At 71.5% G+C, this 17,332-nt stretch carries 17 protein-coding genes; 12 read left to right on the top strand and 5 right to left on the bottom strand.

The genetic code is table 11. The features are described from left to right. Positions 1–23: 23 nt before the first annotated feature. Positions 24–1,820, bottom strand: coding sequence for an AMP-dependent synthetase/ligase (locus ACIRPX_RS12730; protein WP_404192375.1), 1,797 nt, complete (start codon positions 1,818–1,820; stop codon positions 24–26). A gap of 294 nt (positions 1,821–2,114) precedes the next feature. On the opposite strand from ACIRPX_RS12730, the gene ACIRPX_RS12725 reads away from it, so the two are divergent. The 6 genes from ACIRPX_RS12725 to ACIRPX_RS12700 all read left to right on the top strand — a co-directional run bounded on the left by ACIRPX_RS12725 (position 2,115) and on the right by ACIRPX_RS12700 (position 7,227). Next, on the top strand, positions 2,115–2,912 hold the full coding sequence (locus ACIRPX_RS12725) for a metallophosphoesterase (protein ID WP_404192373.1): 798 nt from the start codon (positions 2,115–2,117) through the stop codon (positions 2,910–2,912). Positions 2,913–3,047: 135 nt separating this feature from the next. Next, a complete protein-coding gene (locus tag ACIRPX_RS12720; RefSeq protein WP_404192370.1) occupies positions 3,048–3,491 on the top strand; it encodes an SRPBCC family protein in 444 nt (147 codons plus the stop codon). 71 nt (positions 3,492–3,562) lie between these two features. Continuing rightward, positions 3,563–4,732, top strand: coding sequence for an ArsA family ATPase (locus ACIRPX_RS12715; protein WP_404192367.1), 1,170 nt, complete (start codon positions 3,563–3,565; stop codon positions 4,730–4,732). A 57-nt stretch (positions 4,733–4,789) separates the two neighbouring features. Further along, the gene (locus ACIRPX_RS12710; protein WP_404192364.1) at positions 4,790–5,323 is read left to right on the top strand and encodes a DUF5304 domain-containing protein; all 534 of its coding nucleotides are present in this window, start codon (positions 4,790–4,792) and stop codon (positions 5,321–5,323) included. 119 nt (positions 5,324–5,442) lie between these two features. After that, positions 5,443–6,396, top strand: coding sequence for an ROK family glucokinase (locus ACIRPX_RS12705; protein ID WP_404192362.1), 954 nt, complete (start codon positions 5,443–5,445; stop codon positions 6,394–6,396). Between the two features lie 75 nt (positions 6,397–6,471). Beyond that, positions 6,472–7,227: an endonuclease/exonuclease/phosphatase family protein gene (locus ACIRPX_RS12700; RefSeq protein ID WP_404192359.1), complete on the top strand. Its 756-nt coding sequence runs from the start codon at positions 6,472–6,474 to the stop codon at positions 7,225–7,227. 33 nt (positions 7,228–7,260) lie between these two features. Here ACIRPX_RS12700 and ACIRPX_RS12695 read toward each other — a convergent pair whose 3' ends face one another. Both ACIRPX_RS12695 and ACIRPX_RS12690 read right to left on the bottom strand, forming a co-directional pair. Further along, the gene (locus ACIRPX_RS12695) at positions 7,261–7,827 is read right to left on the bottom strand and encodes a hypothetical protein (protein WP_404192357.1); all 567 of its coding nucleotides are present in this window, start codon (positions 7,825–7,827) and stop codon (positions 7,261–7,263) included. Further along, a complete protein-coding gene (locus ACIRPX_RS12690) occupies positions 7,820–8,599 on the bottom strand; it encodes an alpha/beta hydrolase (protein ID WP_404192870.1) in 780 nt (259 codons plus the stop codon). Before ACIRPX_RS12690 ends, ACIRPX_RS12695 begins: the two co-directional genes overlap by 8 nt. Positions 8,600–8,756: 157 nt before the next feature. On the opposite strand from ACIRPX_RS12690, the gene ACIRPX_RS12685 reads away from it, so the two are divergent. The 5 genes from ACIRPX_RS12685 to ACIRPX_RS12665 all read left to right on the top strand — a co-directional run bounded on the left by ACIRPX_RS12685 (position 8,757) and on the right by ACIRPX_RS12665 (position 13,705). Further along, a complete protein-coding gene (locus tag ACIRPX_RS12685) occupies positions 8,757–9,518 on the top strand; it encodes a lysophospholipid acyltransferase family protein (RefSeq protein WP_404192867.1) in 762 nt (253 codons plus the stop codon). A gap of 105 nt (positions 9,519–9,623) precedes the next feature. After that, positions 9,624–10,817: a MacS family sensor histidine kinase gene (gene macS, locus ACIRPX_RS12680; protein WP_404192354.1), complete on the top strand. Its 1,194-nt coding sequence runs from the start codon at positions 9,624–9,626 to the stop codon at positions 10,815–10,817. Next, the gene (locus ACIRPX_RS12675) at positions 10,814–11,491 is read left to right on the top strand and encodes a response regulator (RefSeq protein WP_404192351.1); all 678 of its coding nucleotides are present in this window, start codon (positions 10,814–10,816) and stop codon (positions 11,489–11,491) included. The genes macS and ACIRPX_RS12675 overlap by 4 nt, the downstream gene beginning before the upstream one ends. A 109-nt stretch (positions 11,492–11,600) precedes the next feature. Then, complete coding sequence (locus ACIRPX_RS12670) at positions 11,601–12,629, top strand: 6-phosphofructokinase (RefSeq protein ID WP_404192348.1); 1,029 nt, start codon at positions 11,601–11,603, stop codon at positions 12,627–12,629. Between the two features lie 80 nt (positions 12,630–12,709). Continuing rightward, the gene (locus ACIRPX_RS12665) at positions 12,710–13,705 is read left to right on the top strand and encodes a 2-hydroxyacid dehydrogenase (protein ID WP_404192346.1); all 996 of its coding nucleotides are present in this window, start codon (positions 12,710–12,712) and stop codon (positions 13,703–13,705) included. Here ACIRPX_RS12665 and ACIRPX_RS12660 read toward each other — a convergent pair. Continuing rightward, complete coding sequence (locus ACIRPX_RS12660; RefSeq protein ID WP_404192343.1) at positions 13,657–15,570, bottom strand: anthranilate synthase family protein; 1,914 nt, start codon at positions 15,568–15,570, stop codon at positions 13,657–13,659. The two genes, ACIRPX_RS12665 and ACIRPX_RS12660, sit on opposite strands and share 49 nt — an antisense overlap. A gap of 117 nt (positions 15,571–15,687) precedes the next feature. Then, positions 15,688–15,744, bottom strand: a complete 57-nt coding sequence (locus ACIRPX_RS12655) for a trp operon leader peptide (RefSeq protein WP_071528813.1) — start codon at positions 15,742–15,744, stop codon at positions 15,688–15,690. A 96-nt stretch (positions 15,745–15,840) separates the two neighbouring features. Here ACIRPX_RS12655 and ACIRPX_RS12650 point away from each other — a divergent pair, with 96 nt between their 5' ends. Next, positions 15,841–17,193, top strand: a complete 1,353-nt coding sequence (locus ACIRPX_RS12650) for a class II 3-deoxy-7-phosphoheptulonate synthase (protein WP_404192341.1) — start codon at positions 15,841–15,843, stop codon at positions 17,191–17,193. Positions 17,194–17,332: the final 139 nt, after the last annotated feature.

Genomic DNA, 17,332 nt, shown 5'->3' with positions numbered 1-17,332 from the left:
GAGAAGACGTACTGCGAGGCGTACTACTTCGCGTAGATCGCCTCGATCTCGCCCGCGTAGTCCTTCGCCACCACGTTGCGCTTGAGCTTCAGCGAGGGCGTCAGGTGGCCCGACTCCTCCGTGAACTGGGAGGACAGAATGCGGAACTTCCGCACCGATTCCGCCTTCGACACCGCGGCGTTGCCGTCGTCGACCGCCGTCTGGATCGCGGCCAGCAGGTCGGGGTCCTGGCGCAGCGACGCCGCGGTGGAACCCGCCGGCTTGCCGTGCTCGTCGGCCCAGCGGCCCAGGAACTCGTCGTCGATGGTGACCAGCGCGCCCACGAACGGCCGCCCGTCGCCGACCACCATGCACTCCGCGACCAGCGCGTGCGCCCGGATGCGGTCCTCGATCACGGCCGGGGCGACGTTCTTGCCGCCCGCGGTGACGATGATCTCCTTCTTGCGGCCGGTGATCCTGAGGTAGCCGTCCTCGTCGAGGGTGCCGATGTCACCGGTGTGGAACCAGCCGTCGGTCAGCGCCTCGGCCGTCGCGGTCTCGTTGTTCCAGTAGCCCTTGAACAGGTGCTCGCCGTGCAGCAGCACCTCGCCGTCGTCCGCGATGCGGACCACCGAGCCCGGCAGCGGCTGGCCGACCGTGCCGATCTTGGTGCGGTCCCAGGGGTTGAACGCGGTGGCCGCGCAGGACTCGGTCAGGCCGTAGCCCTCCAGGACCGTGAAGCCGATGCCGCGGAAGAAGTGACCCAGCCGCTCGCCCAGCGGGGCGCCGCCGGAGATGGCGTACTCGCCCCGGCCGCCGAGCACCGCGCGCAGCTTGCTGTAGACCAGCTTGTCGAAGGTCTTGTGCTTGATCTTCAGGCCGAGCGAGGGGCCCGTGGGGGTGTCCAGCGCCTTGCTGTACGCGATGGCGGTGTCCGCGGCCTTGTCGAAGATCTTGCCCTTGCCGTCCGCCTGCGCCTTGGCGCGCGCCGAGTTGTAGACCTTCTCGAACACCCGCGGCACCCCCAGGATCAGGGTCGGGCGGAAGGAGGCCAGCTCGTCGGTGAGCTGCTTGATGTCGGGGACCGTGCCCAGCTTGATGGGCGCCATCAGCGGGGCGATCTGCACCATGCGGCCGAAGACGTGCGCGAGCGGGAGGAACAGCAGGACCGAGCACTCACCGGTGCGGAACAGCGGGCGCAGCCGCTCCACGATGTTGCCGCACTCGGCGAAGAAGCTGCGGTGGGTGAGCACGCAGCCCTTGGGCCGGCCGGTGGTGCCGGAGGTGTAGATGATGGTCGCCGGGTCGTCGGCCCGCGCCAGCGAGCTGCGGTCCTCGACCATCCCGTCGGTGACGCCCTTGCCGAGGGCGCCCAGCTCCTCGATCGCGCCGGCCTCGATCTGCCAGATGTGCTTGAGGGCGGGCAGCCGGTCGCGCACCGACTCGACGGCGGCCAGGTGGTTGTCCAGCTCCACGACGACCGCGCTGGCGCCCGAGTCGGAGAGGATCCACTGCACCTGCTCGGGCGAGCTGGTCTCGTAGACCGGGACGGTGATCGCGCCCGCGCACCAGATCGCGAAGTCCAGCAGCGTCCACTCGTAGCGCGTGCGGGACATCAGGGCGACGCGGTCGCCGGGCTGGATGCCGGAGGCGATGAGCCCCTTGGCGGCGGCGTGCACCTCGGTCAGGAAGGCCGCCGCGGTCACGTCCTGCCAGGCGCCGCCCACCTTGCGGGCGATGACGGCGACATCGGGATGCTGCGCGGCGTTTCTCCGGACGATGTCGGTGAGATTGCCGTCCGCAGGGACCTCGTACAAAGCCGGAAGGCTGAACTCGCGCAAGACTGCTGCTCCTCATAGGGCGCCGGCGCCACGACGTTGTGTGATGCGACGGGGGTCCACGGCTCGGGCAGGTACTCAGGTGTTCAGAGGTTGAAATCCTGAGCACGACTGGACGGCCCGGACGTTACCCGCCGGTATGGCTTCTTCGACAGGGGGTCCCGGCGAGATGTTCGCTGCGTCACACAGGCTGGTGTTCCTTCGCGTACGGTAGTCCACCCGCTAACTGACTGGCCAGTAACCGTGGGGTCACCCGGCACTGTTCACGTAGACCGCACACGCATACTCTTGATCGCCATGGCATCCACACCGGCCCGCAACCGCACCACACGTGTTCATGTGGTCAGCGACGTGCACGGCAACGCCCGTGACCTGGCCACGGCCGGCGAAGGTGCCGACGCCCTGATCTGCCTGGGCGACCTCGTCCTCTTCCTCGACTACGCCGACCACTCCCGCGGGATCTTCCCCGATCTGTTCGGCCGGGAGAACGCCGACCGCCTCGTCGAGCTGCGCACCGCCCGCCGGTTCGAGGAGGCGCGGGAGCTCGGGGCGCGGCTGTGGCGGGGCGTCGGCTCCGACCGGGCCGCCGTCATCGAGCGGGCGGTGCGCAAGCAGTACGCCGAGATGTTCGCCGCCTTCCCCACTCCGACGTATGCCACCTACGGCAATGTCGACATGCCACCCCTGTGGCGCGAGTACGCCGGGCCGGGCACGTCGGTGCTCGACGGCGAGCGGGTGGAGATCGGCGGCCGCACCTTCGGTTTCGTGGGCGGCGGCCTCAAGTCCCCCATGCGCACTCCGTACGAGATCGGTGACGAGGAGTACGCGGCCAAGCTGGCGGCCGTCGGCGAGGTCGACGTGCTGTGCACGCACATCCCGCCGGAGGTGCCGGAACTCGTCTACGACACCGTCGCGCGCCGTTTCGAGCGCGGCAGCCGGGCGCTGCTGGAGGTGATCCGCCGCACCCGCCCCCGGTACGCCCTCTTCGGCCACGTCCACCAGCCGCTGACCCGGCGGATGCGGATCGGGACGACGGAGTGCGTGAACGTCGGGCACTTCGCCGGGACCGGAAGGCCGTGGGCGCTCGAATGGTGAGTGAGGCGAGTGAACGGCGCAGCCGGAACGCGGGTGGGGGTGAACTCCGCTCCTCACGTGCGCGGTAGCCTTCACGCTGCACGCACGTGCGCACGACGATCTCTCTACCGGCCCGCATCTGGAGGAGCCACGGCGATGGCGGAACACACCAGCTCGAGCATCACGATCGAGGCGGCACCGGACGATGTCATGGGGGTGATCGCCGACTTCGCCCGCTACCCGGACTGGACCGGCGAGGTGAAGGAGGCGGAGGTCCTCGCGTCGGACGCGCAGGGCCGCGCCGAGCAGGTGCGCCTGGTCATGGACGCCGGCGCGATCAAGGACGACCAGGTGCTCGCGTACACCTGGACCGGTGCGCACGAGGTCTCCTGGACGCTGGTCAAGTCCCAGATGCTGCGGTCGCTGGACGGCTCCTACATCCTGAAGCCGGCCGGGACCGGCGGCACCGAGGTCACCTACCGGCTGACGGTGGACGTCAAGATCCCGATGCTGGGGATGATCAAGCGCAAGGCCGAGAAGGTCATCATCGACCGGGCGCTGGCCGGACTGAAGAAGCGGGTCGAGTCCGGGGAGAAGTAGGGCCGCGCGAACGCCGTACCGGAAGCCGCCCGCACCCGCCCGCGGCGCGGCCTCGGTTACCGTTCAGCCTCATGCGCACCATCCTGATCACCGGCCCCGGCGGCAGCGGTCGTACCACGGTCGCCGCCGCCACCGCCCGGGCCGCCGCCCGCGAGGGAACCCGCACCCTCGTCCTGAGCGCCGACCGCACCGACACCCTCGGCGCGGTCCTCGACGCGGCGACGGGGCCCGAGCCCGCCGCGGTCGCCCCGGACCTCACCGCCTGGCGCCCCGACGCCGCCGCGGGCTTCCGGGACGATCTCACCGCCTTTCAGGAACGGGCGGCCGGCGTCCTGAACCTGCTCGGCGCGGCCCGGCTGGACGCCGAGGAGGTCACGCCGCTTCCCGGCGCCGAGGAGCTCAGCTTCCTGCGGGCCCTGCGCGACGCCGCGCTCTCGGAGCGCTTCGACCTGCTCGTCGCCGACCTTCCCCCGGTGGCCGACGCGCTCGCCCTGCTCTCCCTGCCCGAGGAACTCCGCCGCTATCTGCGCCGGCTGCTCCCGCCCGAGCGCCAGGCGGCCCGCGCCCTGCGCCCGGTCCTCGGCAAGCTGGCCGGCGTGCCCATGCCCTCGGAGTGGCTGTACGAGACCGCGGCCCGCTGGGACGCCGAACTCGCCGCCGTGCAGGCCGTGCTGGCCGACCGGAACACCAGCGTCCGGCTGGTCGCGGAACCCGGCCCGGCCGGCGCGGACGCCGTCCGCAGCGCCGGGCTCGGCCTCGCCCTGCGCGGCCTGCGCCCCGACGCCCTGATCGCCAACCGGGTACTGCCGGAGCAGCCGGCCGGGGGCCTGCCGGCCGGCCACGTCGCCCAGCAGCGCAAGGCACTGGAGGAGTGGCAGGAGTCGTACGACGTCACCGCCGTCCACCACCTCGGACGCGACCCGCGCGGCACCGAGGACCTGGCCGCGCTCCCGGTCCCCGGCGTCAAGGACGCGGGTTCCACGGTCGAGTGGACCGTCGTCGACCGGCTCGCCGAGGACGGCGTGCTCGTCTGGCGGCTCCCGCTGCCCGGCGCCATACGCGACGATCTCGACCTCGTCCGGCGGGGCGACGAACTCGTCGTCGCGGCGGGCCGGTTCCGCCGGATCGTGGCGCTGCCGTCCGTGCTGCGCCGCTGCACCGTCGAGGGGGCCGCGCTGCGCGAGGGCGAGCTGCGCATCCGGTTCGCGCCCGACCCCGCGCTGTGGCCCGGGACCCGGTGAAGCACATACGCCCGTTCGGGTAACGTCGTAGAGACGAACCGTAGTCAGGAGGTCGTCATGAGCGAAGAGCTCCCCCCTTCAGACGCGTCGGGGTCCCCCCGCCCGAGCGAGGCCGGGAGTGGGGGAGGGCACGAGCCGATCGACGAGGTGCGGGCGACCGACGCCGACGCCTGGTCGACGGCGTGCGCCGAGGACCTGGCGGCGGAGAAGGCCCGCCGCCGCGTCGAGTACGGTCCGCCGCCGGGTTCGGCCGCCGAGGAACTGCGCAAGCTGGTCGACGCCGTCTCGGACAAGCTGTCGTCGATCCAGTCCCCGCTGCTCGGCTCCGTCGCCGGACCCGCCGCGCAGCAGGTGGTGCGGCAGGTCGTGGAGCAGGCGAAGGCCGCCGTCGAACCGGTCATCGAGCGCAATCCGGACGTCTTCGACCATCTCGCCGCCGCGGGCAACGAACTGCTGGCCGCCTACCGCTCCGCGGTCCAGGCCCAGGAACAGCGCTGGACGACCCGCGCGGCGGATCTGCACAAGGACCTCGACGAGCGCCGTGACGGCGGCGAGGGCACCGGTCCCGGACAGCGCATCGACCTGGACTGAATCCCCCCGCGGAGATCGTCGCCGGGCGCCTGCCTGCCCGGCCGGTGGACGACGCGGATGTGACGGCAGGGCCTCGGGTACGGTTGCCGTAGCGGGGCTCGACCGAAACTGAGGGATTCATGGGACTCACCATCGGCGTCGACATCGGCGGTACCAAGATCGCGGCAGGCGTGGTCGACGAGGAGGGCAACATCCTCTCGACCTACAAGGTGCCCACCCCGGGCACGCCTGACGGGATCGTGGACGCGATCGCCTCCGCCGTGGAGGGCGCGCGCGCCGGGCACGAGATCGTGGGCGTGGGCATCGGCGCTGCCGGATACGTGAACAGGCAGCGCTCCACCGTGTACTTCGCGCCGAACATCGACTGGCGCCAGGAACCGCTGAAGCAGAAGGTCGAGGCCCGCGTGGGCCTGCCCGTCGTCGTGGAGAACGACGCCAACGCCGCAGCCTGGGGCGAGTACAAGTTCGGCGCCGGCAAGGGCCACCGCAACGTCATCTGCATCACCCTCGGCACCGGCCTGGGCGGCGGCATCATCATCGGCAACAAGCTGCGCCGCGGCCACTTCGGTGTCGCCGCGGAGTTCGGGCACATCCGGATGGTGCCCGACGGCCTGCTGTGCGGCTGCGGCTCGCAGGGCTGCTGGGAGCAGTACGCCTCGGGACGCGCCCTGGTCAGATACGCCAAGCAGCGCGCCAACGCGACCCCCGAGAACGCCGAGGTCCTGCTCGGCCTGGGGGACGGCACCCCCGACGGCATCGAGGGCAAGCACATCTCCATGGCCGCCCGGCAGGGCGACCCGGTCGCCGTCGACTCCTACCGCGAGCTCGCCCGCTGGGCCGGCGCGGGCCTCGCCGACCTGGCCTCGCTCTTCGACCCCTCCGCCTTCATCGTCGGCGGCGGCCTCTCCGACGAGGGCGAGCTGGTCCTCGACCCGATCCGCAAGTCCTACAAGCGCTGGCTGGTCGGCGGCAACTGGCGCCCGGTGGCGGACGTCATCGCGGCCCGGCTGGGCAACGACGCGGGCCTGGTGGGCGCGGCGGACCTCGCCCGCGAGCCCGACCCGATCATGTAGCGCGAGGACGTCCGTAGGTGATGAGCCCGCCGTGCCCCGCTCCGGGGCGGCGGGCCTCGTCGTATGTTGATCGTCATGGCGACTTCGACACCGCTGCCCAACTCCCGCACGCAACCCGACGGTTCCGCCGTCATCCGCGTCCTCAGCTACAACATCCGCTCCCTGCGTGACGACACCGCGGCCCTCGCCCGGGTCATCGGCGCCTGCGCACCCGACCTCGTACTGGTCCAGGAAGCTCCCCGCTTCTTCCGCTGGCGCAAGAAACTGGCCCGGCTGGCGTCGGCCTCGGGCCTGGTGGTCCTCACCGGCGGGGCGACGGCGGCCGGCCCCGCGATCCTGTGCACCCTGCGCGCCACCGTCGAACGCACCGAGGACGTGCTGCTGCCGCTCACCCCCGGGCTGCACCGCCGCGGTTTCGCCACCGCCGTCGTCCGGTTCGGCGGCGCCCGGCTCGGTGTGCTGAGCTGCCACCTCTCGCTGCAGAAGGAAGAGCGCCAGGAGCAGGGCGGCATGCTGCTCGACCGTCTGGCCGGGCTCGGCGTGGACCACGCGGTGGCGGGCGGCGACCTCAACGAGCGTCCCGGCGGCGCCACCTTCCAGCGCCTCGCCGCCGGCCTCCAGGACTGCCGGGCCGTCGCGCCCTGGGGCGGCGAGAACACCTTCAACCAGGTCACCCCCTTCCAGCGCATCGACGCGATCTTCGCGACGAAGGGCGTCGAGGTGCTCGGCTGCGGGGTGCCGCTGGAGCAGCCGGGGGTGACGGAGGCAGACCTGAGGGCGGCCACGGACCACCTTCCGGTCCTGGCCGCCCTCAGCGTCCCCGCCGGCTAGTGCTGTGGCCGGGAACGTTCACCGGCCACAGCACTAGACGACCGCTCCGCGCCCGGGATCGTCATCGTCCTCGTCGTCCGTCCTCATCCGCACCACCAGGGTGGCGAAGCCGCCGACGAAGCCGCCGATGGTGAGCGTGGCGAGCCACCAGGTCATCTCCCAGCCGAGCACCACCGCCAGCAGGAGCAGGACCGGGCCGCCTATCACACCCAGCCAGGCGAACTTGGCGGTCGTGTCGGCGGCGGGCAGCGAGGGCGGCTCGGGCGGGACGAAGTGGCCCTCGTCGTCCTCGTCGAAGTCGTCCTCCGACGGCTCGGCCGTCCTGTAGTCACGGGGGCCCACGCCGGGCGCGAAGGAGACCGAGCCGCCCAGCGGCCGTGCGGGCCCGTCCTGCTTCGGGGCCTCGTCCTCCGGCTGGTCGTTGGTCTCCGCCTCCAGCAGCGCCAGATCCTCCACCGGCTTGAAGGGCTTGCTGCCCGGAGGGTCCTTCGGCTCCTCGCCGTAGCCCTCGACGATGGCGGCCCAGGCCGCCGCCTCGTCGAAGGGGACGCCCTGCTCGTCCGGCTCGCGGCCCTCGCGGTCCGAGTCGTGCTCAGCCACCTACGGCCGTCCCTTCCTTGCCGACACCAGGTGCGAACCGGCCGATGAACGCGAGGCTCTCGTCGAAAATCCGGTCCGCGTCATGGTCCAACGTCGCGACGTGGTAGCTCTGTTCCAGCAGGATCTCCGTCACGTCCCGCGAGGACACCCGGCTGAGGATCCGCGCCGAGTCGGCGGGCGGCACCACGTGGTCCTGCGGAGAGTGCAGCACCAGCAGCGGCTGGGTGACCTGCGGCAGTTCGCCGTCGACCAGCCGGAAGAACGTCCGCAGGGAGTGGGCCGCGTGCAGCGGCACCCGGTCGTAGCCCAGTTCGGTGCGGCCCTCCTTGGCGATGTCGCTCGCGATGCCCGGCGTCGACCGCAGGAGATGACGTGCCACCGGAAGGGCGTACGGGGAAAGGCCGTGCATGCGGTTCGCCGGGTTGACGACCATCACCGCGCGGACCGTCTCCCCGTGCTTCGCCGCCAGCCGCAGGGCCAGGGTGCCGCCCATCGACAGGCCCGCCACGAACACCTCGCGGCAGCGCTCGCGCAGGGACCGCAGCTCGCGGTCCACCTCGGCGTACCAGTCCTGCCAGCCGGTGAGCTGCATGTCCTCCCAGCGGGTGCCGTGCCCGGGCAGCAGGGGCAGCGAGACGGTGAGACCGCGCTCGGCGAGGTGCTCCGCCCAGGGACGCAGCGACTGGGGGGAACCGGTGAAGCCGTGGCAGAGCAGGACACCGACCTCCCCGCCCTCATGGCGGTACGGCTCGGCTCCAGGAAGGACCGGCACCATCGGTCTCCTGTTCATGAGAGTGACGTGAAGTCCAGATGTGCTTCACCGTACGCGACGGCACTGACACCGACCAGGGCCGTCGGCGCCTTTGGCGGCAGGCCGGGTTAAGGTCTGATCGAGGGAAACAGGAGGCACTCGGTTGTTGTACGGCACGATGAAGGTCGCCATCGGGGGACCGCTGAAGGTCGCGTTCAGGCCCTGGGTGGAAGGCCTCGAGCACATCCCGGCCGAGGGCGCCGCCATTCTGGCGAGCAATCACCTCTCCTTCTCCGACTCGTTCTTCCTGCCCACGATGCTCGACCGCAAGGTCACCTTCATCGCCAAGGCGGAGTACTTCACCACGCCCGGCGTCAAGGGCCGGCTGACGGCCGCCTTCTTCAAGAGCGTCGGCCAGCTCCCGGTGGACCGCTCCGGGGCACGCGGCGCGGGCGAGGCGGCGATCAAGAGCGGTCTGGAGGTGCTGGAGCGCGGTGAGCTGTTCGGGATCTACCCCGAGGGCACGCGCTCGCCCGACGGCCGGCTGTACCGGGGCAAGCCCGGCGGTCTCGCGCGCGTGGCGCTCGCGTCCGGCGCGCCCGTCATCCCGGTCGCGATGATCGACACGGAGAAGATCCAGCCGCCCGGCCAGGTGATGCCCAAGCTGATGCGTCCGGGCATCCGCATCGGCAAGCCCCTCGACTTCAGCCGCTACCAGGGCATGGAGCACGACCGCTTCGTGCTCCGCGCGGTCACCGACGAGGTGATGTACGAGATCATGAAGCTCTCCGGCCAGGAGTACGTCGACATGTACGCGACCGCGGCCAAGCGCCGGATCGCGGAGGCGGCGAAGGCCGACAAGGAGGCCGAGAAGGCGGCCAGGGCCGCACTCGCGAAGGAGCAGAAGCAGCGGGCGGATACGGAGAAGTCCGGGTCCTAGGAGCCGGGGACAGGGCAGTCTGGGGCGGGGGTGGGGGAATTGCCCGAGCGGGAGAGCGAGGCGGCAGGAGCGCCCGGCGGCGGACCGGCCGGACGGGGGCGCGTCATGAGGATGTCGGTGGAGCAGCCGCTGTGGCGTGCGCTCACCGCCTACCGGGTGCTCACGATGCTGTACGCGGTCGGCCTGTTCGCCACCGCCTACGACGAGTACGACCGCGCGGGCATCGCCATCGTCTACTACGTCGTCCTGTTCGTCTGGACCCTGGCCACCCTGCCGTTCGTGCAGAACGCGGCCGCCTGCACCAAGCGCTTCCTCGCCGTCGACCTCGCCATCGCGCTCACCGGCATCCTGCTCACCCCGCTCGCCGTCGACGACCGGCACATCCAGAACGGCGGCCCCACGCTGCCGTCGATATGGACGGCCGGCTCGGTCCTGGCCTACGCGATCAAGGGAGGCTGGCGCTGGGCGGCGTTCGCCTCCACGCCCGTCGCCGCCGCCAACCTCATCGAGCGCGGCGCCCCGGCCCGCGACACCGTCCACAACGTGATCCTGGTCTGGGTCGCCTCCATCGCCATCGGCTACGTCGTCGAGGTCGCCCGCGCCTCCGAGCGCACCCTCGCCCGGGCCCTGGAGATCGAGGCCGCGACGCGGGAACGGGAGCGGCTCGCCCGCGACATCCACGACGGTGTCCTTCAGGTGCTGGCCATGGTGCAGCGGCGGGGCACGGTCATCGGGGGCGAGGCGGCCGAGCTGGGCCGGATGGCCGGCGAGCAGGAGATCGCGCTGCGCACGCTGGTCTCCGGCGGGCTGCTCCCCCTCTCCCGCGGGTCGCGGAGCCCGGCCGAGGACGCGACCGCGGGGACCGCCCAGGAACCGCCGGACGGCGACGGCACCCCGGTGGACCTGCGCACGCTGCTCGCGCCGTACGCCGCCGCGAAGGTCAGCTTCGCCGAGCCCGGCGCCCCCGTACTGCTGCCCGCGGCCGCCGCCAAGGAGCTGGCCGCGGCCGTCGGCGCGGCCCTGGACAACGTCCACCAGCACGCCGGCGAGCACGCGCGCGCGTGGATCCTCGTCGAGGACGAGCCCGACGAGGTCGTGGTGACCGTACGGGACGACGGGCCCGGCATCCCCGAGGGCCGGCTCGCGCAGGCCGAGGGCGAGGGCCGGCTCGGCGTGGCCCTGTCGATCAGGGGCCGGCTGCGCGAACTCGGCGGCAGCGCCGAGCTGATGTCGGTGCCGGGGCAGGGCACGGAGGTCGAACTGAAGGTGTTCAAGGAAGCGAAGGCGGGGCATCGATGAGTGAGCGGCAGGACCCGATCAAGGTCATGGTGGTGGACGACCACCCCATGTGGCGCGACGCCGTCGCCCGGGACCTGGCCGAGTCCGGTTTCGACGTGGTCGCCACCGCGGGCGACGGCGACCAGGCCGTGCGCCGCGCCAAGGCCGCCGCCCCCGACGTGCTCGTCCTCGACCTCAACCTGCCCGCCAAGCCCGGCGTCCAGGTCTGCAAGGAACTCGTCGGCCACAACCCGGCCCTGCGCGTCCTGGTGCTCTCGGCGAGCGGCGAGCACGCCGACGTGCTGGAGGCGGTGAAGTCCGGCGCGACCGGCTATCTGCTGAAGTCCGCGTCCACCGACGACCTGCTGGACGCGGTGCGCCGCACCGCCGTCGGCGACCCGGTGTTCACGCCCGGCCTCGCCGGCCTGGTGCTCGGCGAGTACCGCCGCCTCGCCTCCGAGCCCGCGCCCTCCTCGGACCCGGACGAGCCCAGGGCGCCGCAGCTCACCGACCGCGAGACCGAGGTGCTGCGCCTGGTCGCCAAGGGCCTGAGCTACAAGCAGATCGCCGAACGCCTGGTCATCTCGCACCGCACGGTGCAGAACCACGTCCAGAACACCCTCGGCAAGCTCCAGCTGCACAACAGGGTCGAGCTCGTGCGGTACGCGATAGAGCGCGGACTTGACGACGCGTAAACCGCGCGCCCGACAGTTCACCGGAATTGCCCTTCCTGCCCATCCCTCTGTGACGCGGCTCACCATTAGCGTGGCTGTCACCAGGCAACCGCGGCGAAGGGACTTTTCCATGCGGGTCGGAGTACTGACCGGAGGCGGCGACTGCCCCGGGCTCAACGCCGTCATCCGGGGCATCGTCCGCAAGGGCGTGCAGGAGTACGGCTACGACTTCGTCGGCTTCCGGGACGGCTGGCGAGGTCCTCTGGAGGGCGACACCGTACGCCTCGACATCCCGGCCGTGCGCGGCATCCTGCCCCGCGGCGGCACCATCCTCGGCTCCTCGCGCACCAATCCGCTCAAGCAGGAGAACGGCATCCGCCGGATCAAGGAGAACCTCGCCAAGCTGGAGGTCGAGGCGCTCGTCGCCATCGGCGGCGAGGACACCCTGGGCGTGGCGGCACGCCTCACCGACGAGTACGGCATCCCCGTCGTCGGCGTGCCGAAGACCATCGACAACGACCTGTCCGCCACCGACTACACCTTCGGCTTCGACACCGCGGTCGGCATCGCCACCGAGGCCATCGACCGCCTGCACACCACCGCCGAGTCGCACATGCGCGTCCTCGTCTGCGAGGTGATGGGCCGTCACGCCGGCTGGATCGCCCTGCACTCGGGGCTCGCGGGCGGCGCCAACGTCATCCTCATCCCCGAACAGCGCTTCGACGTCGACCAGGTGTGCGCCTGGATCACGTCCCGCTTCAAGGCGTCCTACGCGCCGATCGTGGTCGTCGCCGAGGGCGCCATGCCCAAGGACGGCGACATGGTCCTCAAGGACCAGTCGCTGGACTCCTTCGGCCACGTCCGGCTGTCCGGTGTCGGCGAGTGGCTGGCCAAGGAGGTCGAGAAGCGCACGGGCAAGGAGGCCCGTACGACGGTCCTCGGGCACATCCAGCGCGGCGGCACCCCGAGCGCCTTCGACCGCTGGCTCGCCACCCGCTTCGGCCTGCACGCCATCGACGCCGTCCGCGACGGCGACTTCGGCAAGATGGTCGCGCTGCGCGGCACCGACATCGTCCGCGTCCCGATCGCCGACGCCACGGCCAGGCTGAAGACCGTGGACCCGGCGCTGTACGAGGAGGTCGGGGTCTTCTTCGGCTGACCGGGTCGGCCGACCGGACCGCACGCCAGGGTTATGGGCCGTATATTCGGCCCATAACCCACGGGAAGGGAAGCCGCTTCGTGCAGATCCTCGCCTTCGGCGTGCAGGCGGACGAGAAGCCGCTGATCGAGCGGGCCTTCGGGGGCCACCACGGGGTCCGCTGCCTCGACGTCTTCCTCAACGAGGACACCGCGCCCATCGCGGCCGGCCACGAGATCATCTCCACGAGCGTCAACGCCGATCTCGGCGCAGGTGTCCTGGAGCTCCTCGCGGCCGGCGGCACCCGGATGGTCGCCCAGCGGTCCACCGGCTTCAACAACATCGACCTCGACGTCGCGCAGCGCCTCGGCATGACCGTGGCCCGGGTCTCGTACTACTCGCCGTACTCGGTCGCCGAGTTCGCCTGGACCCTCGCCATGACGGTCAACCGCCGTATCGTCCGCGCCTCCACCCGTACGCGTGACTTCGACTTCCGCCTCGACGGCCTGATGGGCCGCGACATGCACGGCCGCACCGCGGGTGTCCTCGGCACCGGCAAGATCGGCGAGGCGTTCACCCGGATCGCCCGCGGCTTCGGGATGCGGCTGCTCGGCTGGGACGTCGCCGAGAACCCCGCCTGCCGGGAACTGGGCATGACGTACGTCTCCAAGGAACAGCTCCTCGCCGAGTCCGACCTGGTCACCCTGCACGTCCCGCTGATGCCGCAGACGCAGCACCTCATCGACGCCGCCGCGCTGAAGGCGATGAGGGACGACGCGATCCTGGTCAACTCCAGCCGCGGCGGCCTGATCGACACCGCGGCCCTCGTCGCCGAACTGCGCGAGGGCCGCTTCACGGGCGTCGGCCTCGACGTCTACGAGGCGGAGGCCGGGCTCTTCTACGTCGACCGGTCGCTGGAGGCGATCGAGGACGACACCCTGGCCCGCCTGGTGACCTTCCCGAACGTCCTGGTCAGCTCGCACCAGGCGTACTACACCGAGGACGCGGTCGGCCAGATCGTCGAGGCCACCGTGACCAACGTCCTCGACTACCGGGCCGGCCGCCGCTCCGAGAACGTGCTGGTGCCGCGCAGCTGACCGATCAACTCCCGTACCACCGAGGCACCGTCGAGCGTCAGGACGGACTCCGGGTGGAACTGCACGCCGGCGAAGCCCGGGCCGCGCAGCGCGTGCACCTCGTGCGAGGCGCTCCGGCTGACGTCGACGCCGTGCGCGGCCAGCTCCGCCCGGGCCTCGTCGTCGCAGCGCGCCACGAAGCTGTTGTAGAAGCCGACGGTCTCGGTCCGCCCGAACAGGTCGATCGCCGTCTGCGCGCCCTGGTGGGGCACCTCCTTGCGGACGATCTCCAGGCCCAGCTCGGCCGCGATCAGCTCATGGCCCAGGCAGACGCCGAGCACGCCGTTCCGGCGGCGGCCGATCACCTCGGCGGTCAGCTCCCGCAGGAGGCGCATCCTGGGGTCGTCCGGATCGCGCGGGTCGCCGGGACCGGGCCCGAGGACGACCGGCCCCTCGTGTGCCGACACGGCGTCCCGCAGCCCGGGTTCGTCGTAGCGCCGGACGGTCACGTCCAGTCCGACCGACCGCAGCACGTGCGCGAGCATCGCCGTGAAGGTGTCCTCCCCGTCGACCACCAGGGCGTGCCCGTCGAGCTCGGCGGACCGCTCCTGCATCCGCAGCCAGAACGGGGCGAGCGAGGCCCGGCGCCCGTCCAGCGCGGCACGCACGCGTGGGTCGTCGGCGAGCCGCACGCGCGCGTGCTCCGCACGCGGCCGTCCCGGACGCACGCCCAGGGCCGCCAGCACGCCGGCCGCCTTCGCGTGCGTCTCCGCGACCTCGCCCGCCGGGTCCGAGCCGCGCACCAGTGTGGCGCCGACCGGGACCCGCAGGTGTCCGTCGGCGGAGATGTCGGCGGTGCGGATCAGGATGGGGGAGTCGAGGGTCTGGGCGCCGCCGGAGTCCCGGCCGAGCAGGGCCAGCGCGCCCGCGTAGTAGCCGCGCCCCGCACCGTCCCGTCCGAGGGGCTCGTACCGCTCGATGACCCGGCAGGCGTTCTGCACCGGCGACCCGGTGACGGTCGCCGCGAACATGGTCTCCTTGAGGACCTCGCGCACGTCCAGCGACGACCTGCCGCGCAACTCGTACTCGGTGTGCGCGAGATGGGCCATCTCCTTCAGCCGCGGCCCGACGACGACACCGCCCATGTCGCCGACGGTGCACATCATCTTGAGCTCCTCGTCGACCACCATCGACAGCTCCTCGATCTCCTTGCCGTCGGCGAGGAAGCCGAGCAGGTGCTCCGGGGTCGGGCCCTCGGCGGGATAGCGGTACGTCCCGCTGATCGGGTTCATGACGACCGTGCCGCCGGACATCCGCACATGCACCTCGGGACTGGCCCCCACCAGCGTCCGCCCGCCCGTCCCCGTCCGGTCTCCGGTGTGCACGACGAACGTCCAGTACGCGCCCCGCTCGCCCTCCAGCAGCCGCCGGAAGAGCGCGAGGGCGTCCAGGCGGGAGAACCCCGGGATCTCCCCCTCGTACGTCCGCCGGATGACGAAGTTGGCGCCCTCGCCCCGCCCGATCTCCTCGCGCAGCACCCGCCCGACGATCTCGCCGTACTCCTCGTCGCCGACGTCGAAGCCGCCGCCCGCCACGCGCACGTCCTGGTCCGGGAGCTCGGCGAGCACGTCGGCGAGCGGGAGCTCGTACGACTCCTCGGGGGTGAGGAACATGAGCGGGGTGCCGTCGTCGCGGACGTCGAAGCCGCGCTCGCGGATCTGGCGGAAGGGGACCAGGGCGAGTCCCTCACCGGGGAGGTCGGCGAGGCGGTCGTAGGTGCTGACCGGGCCGAGGAGCAGCTCGACGATGTTCTCGTCATGGCCCGGGGCGCGGCGCCGCAGCAGGGCGAACGGCCTGGGGTCGTGGAGCAGGTCCAGCAGGTTCATGGGTCCGGGGTTCCTTCTCGATCGTCGTCGATCGTGGTCGACGGAGGAGAGGAACGACCCCGGGAACGCCGAAGGCCGCCCCTCGGGCGGCCTTCGCGAAGTCGTGCGTACGCGCAGTCAGTGGGCCGCCGGATGAGCGGTCCACCACCAGTTCTGGGTCGAATGCGCGAACATGCGAGGCACCTTACCGCATGTCCGGCTGCCGTATCCCGTGTCTCAATTGCTGGGCATGGGGCAGGGCGCCCGACACGACCCCGTAATGTTGAGGCCGTGACCGTGAACGCTAAGACCAGCGCGAGCGCTGGCAACACCTGGCGAAACCTGCCCGCGGCGCAGCAGCCCGAGTACCCCGACACCGAGGCTCTGCGCGCAGTGATCGCGGACCTCGAGTCGTATCCGCCGCTCGTCTTCGCGGGCGAGTGCGACCAGCTGCGCGCCCGGATGGCGTCCGTCGCCAAGGGAGAGGCGTTCCTCCTCCAGGGCGGCGACTGCGCCGAGGCCTTCGACGCGGTGTCCGCCGATCACATCCGCAACAAGCTCAAGACGCTGCTCCAGATGGGCGCGGTGCTGACGTACGCCGCCTCGGTGCCGGTCGTGAAGGTCGGCCGCATCGCCGGTCAGTACTCCAAGCCGCGCTCCAAGGGCACCGAGACCCGCGACGGCGTGACGCTGCCCACCTACCGCGGCGACTCGGTCAACGGCTTCGACTTCAACGAGGCCGCCCGCGTCCCGGACCCCGAGCGCCTGAAGCGGATGTACAACGCGTCCGCCTCCACGCTCAACCTGGTGCGCGCCTTCACCACCGGCGGCTACGCCGACCTGCGCCAGGTGCACGCCTGGAACCAGGACTTCGTGAAGTCGTCCCCGTCCGGCCAGCGCTACGAGCAGCTGGCCCGCGAGATCGACAACGCGCTCAACTTCATGCACGCCTGCGGGGCCGACCCGGAGGAGTTCAAGACGGTCGAGTTCTACTCCTCGCACGAGGCGCTGCTGCTGGACTACGAGTCCGCGCTGACCCGCGTCGACTCCCGCACCGGGCAGCTCTACGACGTCTCCGGGCACATGGTGTGGATCGGTGAGCGCACCCGGCAGCTGGACGGCGCGCACATCGAGTTCGCCTCGAAGATCCGCAACCCGATCGGCGTCAAGCTCGGCCCGGCGACGACGGCCGAGGAGGCGCTGCAGTACATCGAGCGCCTGGACCCGGAGCGCGAGCCGGGCCGGCTGACCTTCATCGTCCGCATGGGCGCCGACAAGGTCCGCGACAAGCTCCCCGAGCTGATCGAGAAGGTCACCGCCTCCGGTGCCACCGTGGCCTGGGTCACCGACCCGATGCACGGCAACACCTTCGAGGCGGCCTCCGGCCACAAGACCCGCCGCTTCGACGACGTGCTCGACGAGGTCAAGGGCTTCTTCGAGGTCCACAAGGGCCTGGGCACCCACCCGGGCGGCATCCACGTCGAGCTCACCGGTGACGACGTCACCGAGTGCGTGGGCGGCGGCGACGAGATCTTCGTCGACGACCTGCATCAGCGCTACGAGACGGCCTGCGACCCGCGTCTCAACCGCAGCCAGTCCCTCGACCTGGCGTTCCTCGTCGCGGAGATGTACAGGGACCAGTGACGGGTCCGCCTGTTACCAGGGCATGAAATGGGGCGCGGATCACATACGATCCGCGCCCCGCTCCACTTTTGCGCTTCCTGTCCGCCGGGTAAGGTTAGGTTAGCCTCACCGATCATCGGGGATGGCCAGTCGACCCCGT

It is taken from the genome of Streptomyces sp. NPDC101225, from assembly GCF_044767585.1.
Classification (GTDB): Bacteria; Actinomycetota; Actinomycetes; order Streptomycetales; family Streptomycetaceae; genus Streptomyces.
The sequence above is the reverse complement of the archived record's forward strand: the minus strand, read 5'-3'. Positions and strand labels throughout refer to the sequence as shown.